General features: G+C 66.1%; 4 protein-coding genes and 1 pseudogene. 3 read left to right on the plus strand and 2 right to left on the minus strand.

The features are described from left to right. Positions 1–54: 54 nt before the first annotated feature. Complete coding sequence (locus VN856_RS07375) at positions 55–819, plus strand: maleylpyruvate isomerase N-terminal domain-containing protein (protein WP_325687609.1); 765 nt, start codon at positions 55–57, stop codon at positions 817–819. A 3-nt stretch (positions 820–822) separates the two neighbouring features. On the opposite strand, the gene VN856_RS07380 is transcribed toward VN856_RS07375, so the two are convergent. After that, complete coding sequence (locus VN856_RS07380; RefSeq protein ID WP_325687611.1) at positions 823–2,841, minus strand: NADPH-dependent 2,4-dienoyl-CoA reductase; 2,019 nt, start codon at positions 2,839–2,841, stop codon at positions 823–825. Beyond that, complete coding sequence (locus VN856_RS07385) at positions 2,838–3,416, minus strand: PadR family transcriptional regulator (protein ID WP_325687613.1); 579 nt, start codon at positions 3,414–3,416, stop codon at positions 2,838–2,840. Before VN856_RS07385 ends, VN856_RS07380 begins: the two co-directional genes overlap by 4 nt. 203 nt (positions 3,417–3,619) lie before the next feature. Here VN856_RS07385 and fdxA point away from each other — a divergent pair, with 203 nt between their 5' ends. Both fdxA and VN856_RS07395 read left to right on the plus strand, forming a co-directional pair. Further along, the gene (gene fdxA, locus VN856_RS07390; protein ID WP_325687615.1) at positions 3,620–3,946 is read left to right on the plus strand and encodes a ferredoxin; all 327 of its coding nucleotides are present in this window, start codon (positions 3,620–3,622) and stop codon (positions 3,944–3,946) included. A 23-nt stretch (positions 3,947–3,969) separates the two neighbouring features. Next, a pseudogene (locus tag VN856_RS07395) lies at positions 3,970–4,114 on the plus strand (succinyldiaminopimelate transaminase); the annotation flags it as partial.

The following is a 4,114-nucleotide window of genomic DNA, read 5'->3' on the forward strand; positions in this document are numbered from 1 at the left end:
GACTACAACCCTCTTGCCGCGTAGTTGTCGGTGGCCCCGGGTATACCCGGGGCTGTGAATCATCACATCGACAACGACCGTTTTCCCGAATGGCAGCCCTTCATCGAGGCCGTGCAACAGCGTGGCCCGCACACCGGCACCTGGTGTGAGGCCTGGACGGTGCGCGACATCGTCATTCACCAGGCCGGCAACGCCGACGAGCTGGCCCGGGTCTTGGGTGCTCACCTCGCGGGCGAGCCGGTGGCGACTCGAAAATTCGAGGAACGCGAAGCGCCGCTGCGGGCGATGAACGACGACGATCTGTGGGTCGCCCTGCACCGAAACATGGCGCGGCTCAACGACGTCGCCGAGGCTGCTGACGACGTGCCCGCTGACACCGACGTTGTGTGGACCGGGCGAACCATGAAGGTGCCGTGGTTCGCCGAGCACATGCGGGAAGAGCTGGTGCTGCATGGGTGGGACATCACCGGAGACGACGCGGCAGCGCAGGCCCGGACGGCGCAGCCCTGGATGACGACCCACAGCGTGTTGGCGGTGGGCAAGCCGCTGCTGGTCAAGGGTGTCAAGCAACTGCGGCCCGGCGAACGCATCGAGGCTCGGCTGCGGGTCGACGGCGCCGACGACGTGGTCGTGAGCGCGGACGCCGAAACCACCACGATCGAGCTCGCCGACCCGGATGGGCCGGCCACGTTGGAAACCGATGCCGCCGCAAGGGTTTTGCTGCTGTGGGGCCGCCGCCCGGCCGACCCATCGCGAATCTGCAGCCGGGTCGGTCCGGAAGCGCTGGGCCGGGTGCGTGCTCTGCTGTCCGGCTACTGAGCCTTAGAGCCGGGCCGCGAGCTCGGTGCCCTGTTTGATTGCCCGCTTGGCGTCCAGCTCGGCCGCGATTGCGGCGCCGCCGATCACGTGCGGGTTGATACCGCCGCGGCGCAGTTCATCTTCCAGCTCGCGGACCGGCTCCTGACCGGCGCAGACCACGATGTTGTCGACCTCGAGCAGCTGCGCTCGCTCGCGCTTCGAGCCGAAGCTGATGTGCAGCCCCTCGTCGGTCACCCGCTCGTAGTTGACTCCGGAAAGCTGATGGACGCCTTTGGCTTTCAGCGAAGCCCGGTGCACCCATCCGCTGGTCTTGCCCAGCCGCTTTCCCTGGACTCCCGTCGTGCGCTGCAGTAGATAGACCTCGCGAGCAGCCGGCGCGGGAATCGGAGTGATCAGTGCACCCGGCGCTTCCCACGGATCGGCCGCACCCCATTCGGCCTTCCACTCTTTGAGGTTCAGCGTTGGTGAGGAGTCGGTGACCAGGAACTCGCTGACGTCAAACCCGATGCCGCCGGCTCCGATCACGGCGACGCGGTCGCCGACCGGCTTGACCTCGGTGATGGCCTCGGCGTAGGTCAGCACCATCGGATGATCGATTCCGGGGATGTTCGGGATTCGTGGGGTCACGCCGGTGGCCAGCACCACATGGTCATAGCCGGACAGCTCGGTGGCCGATGCCCGAATACCCAGCCGCACCACCACGCCGTGGGTTGTCAGCATCGTCCTGAAATACCGAATGGTTTCGTTGAATTCCTCTTTACCCGGGATGCGGCGTGCCATGTCGAACTGGCCGCCGATGTAGTCGTTGGCCTCGAACAGCGTGACGTGGTGGCCGCGGGCGGCGGCGTTCACCGCGGCGGCCAGCCCGGCCGGACCGGCCCCGACAACCGCGATCGAGAGTGCCCGCCGGGTCGGCGACAGCACCAGTTCCGTCTCGCGGCCCGCCCGCGGGTTGAGCAGACACGAGACCGTCTTCTTCACGAAAGCGTGGTCCAGGCAGGCCTGATTGCAGGCGATGCAGGTGTTGATCTCGTCGTCGCGGGCGGCCTGCGCCTTGAGCACCCACTCGGGGTCCGCCAGCAGCGGTCGCGCCATCGAGATCAGCTGCACATGGGTGTCGGCCAGGATCTGTTCGGCCGCCTGCGGCATGTTGATTCGATTGGACGCCACCACCGGGATGTTGACATGGCCGGCGACGGCGTGGCTGATGTCGACGAAGGCGTTGCTGGGTACCGACGTGACGATGGTGGGTACCCGCGCCTCGTGCCAGCCGAAGCCGGAGTTGATCATCGTCGCGCCGGCGGCTTCGACTTCGGTTGCCAGCGAGAGGATGTCGTCCCAGCTCTGACCGCCCTCGACGAAGTCGGCCATCGACATCCGGTAGCAGATGATGAAATCGGATCCGGCCGCCGCGCGTGCGCGTCGTACGATCTCGACCGGGAATCGGTGGCGGTTCTCCGCGCTGCCGCCCCACCCGTCCTTGCGCTTGTTGGTTCGCGGCGCCAAGAACTGGTTGATCAAATATCCTTCACTACCCATGATTTCGACGCCGTCATAACCCGCCTCGCGCGCCAGCTCCGCGCAGCGGGCGAAGTCGTCGATCGTGCTCTGCACACCGCTCGAGGAGAGCCGGCGGGGACGAAACGGGTTGATCGGCGCCTTGATCGACGACGCGCTGACCGAAAGCGGATGGTAGGCATAACGTCCGGCGTGCAGGATCTGCAGCAGGATCTTGCCGCCCGCGTCGTGCACCGCGCTGGTGATGCGGCGGTGTCGGCCTACCTGCCGGGACGAGGTCAGGTCGGAGGCGAACGGCAGCAGCCAGCCGGTTCGGTTGGGGGCGTAGCCGCCGGTGACGATCAGGCCGACGCCGCCGTGTGCGCGTTCGGCGAAATACTCGGCGAGCCGGTCGGTGTGACGGGCGCGGTCCTCCAGGCCGGTATGCATCGAGCCCATGATCACCCGATTGCGCAGCGTCGTGAATCCAAGATCCAACGGGGACAACAGGTTTGGGTAGTTCATCGGTTCTCCTGCGCCACGTTATCGAGCCCGCTGGTCACTTCGTCGAGCCAGTCGACGGTGCTTTCTTCGGCGCGGATTCCGCCGCGCAGCACCAGATACTGATGTAATGCGTTGCCGTGCAACGCAGTCGGATCGGGGAACTGTTTCTTCTCGAAGCCGCGGTAGGTGTCCAGCAGCTCGGCCCGTTCGGCGCGCAGCGCGGCGACCTGCGCGCGCAGCGCGGTGGGATCTCCGAAGGCGGCGCCGCGCAACTTGACGGCGACTTCACGAGTGCGGTTGTCGCTGAGCGCACCACCGCGCCCGGACCCTGGCCGCAGCGGCGCCGCGATCCAGCGCGCCAATTCGGCCCGGCCGGCATCGGACACGGTGTAGACCTTTTTGTCCGGCCGCCCGCGCTGCGCGACCACGGTCGCTGATACCCAGCCGTCGTCTTCCATCGTCCGCAGGGTGCGGTACATCTGCTGGTGGGTGGCGGTCCAGAAGTAACCGATCGAGCGATCGAACCGGTGTGTCAGCTCATAGCCGGAGCCGGACTGTTCGCACAGCGACACCAGGATCGCGTGGGGAAGTGCCACCGGCGCAGCATAAGAACACCGAACCCCGCTATGCAACTAGTTGCACTGCAGCGACGCGCATAGTGGCCTGGTGCTTGCGTTGTATATGCAACGTCTAGTATCAGTAACCAAGACATCGCGCCGCCGGGAAGTGCCTTCACCAGTAGGCTCGGCACCGACCGGCTTTAGTCAAACAGCCAGCTGGAGACCGTGAGGAGACCTTCGTGACGTACACGATCGCCGAACCATGCGTCGACCTCAAGGACAAGGCCTGTATCGAGGAATGTCCGGTCGATTGCATTTACGAGGGCACTCGGATGCTGTACATACACCCCGACGAATGCGTCGACTGCGGTGCCTGCGAGCCGGTCTGCCCGGTCGAGGCGATCTACTACGAGGACGACGTTCCCGACCAGTGGGGCCAGTACACCCAGATCAACGCGGATTTCTTCGCTGAACTCGGATCGCCCGGTGGCGCGGCCAAGGTCGGCATGACCGAGAACGACCCACAGGTCGTCAAGGATCTGCCGCCGCAAGCTCACGACGACTGAGCAGCCTGGTGAACCGCCGGCGACTGTCGGCGACATTGCCGGAGTTCCCGTGGGACACCCTGGCCGACGCGACCGCGCTGGCCAAGTCGCATCCGGGCGGCATCGTCGACCTATCGGTCGGCACGCCGGTCGACCCCGTTGCGCCGATAATCCGTCACGCGCTGGCCT

This window comes from Mycobacterium sp. (assembly GCF_035603715.1).
In the GTDB taxonomy this organism is placed as follows: Bacteria; Actinomycetota; Actinomycetes; order Mycobacteriales; family Mycobacteriaceae; genus Mycobacterium.

Bases quoted from the DNA above. Each gene is read 5' to 3' on its own strand.
- VN856_RS07380 (WP_325687611.1), bottom strand. From the start codon at position 2,841: ATGAACTACCCAAACCTGTTGTCCCCGTTGGATCTTGGATTCACGACG.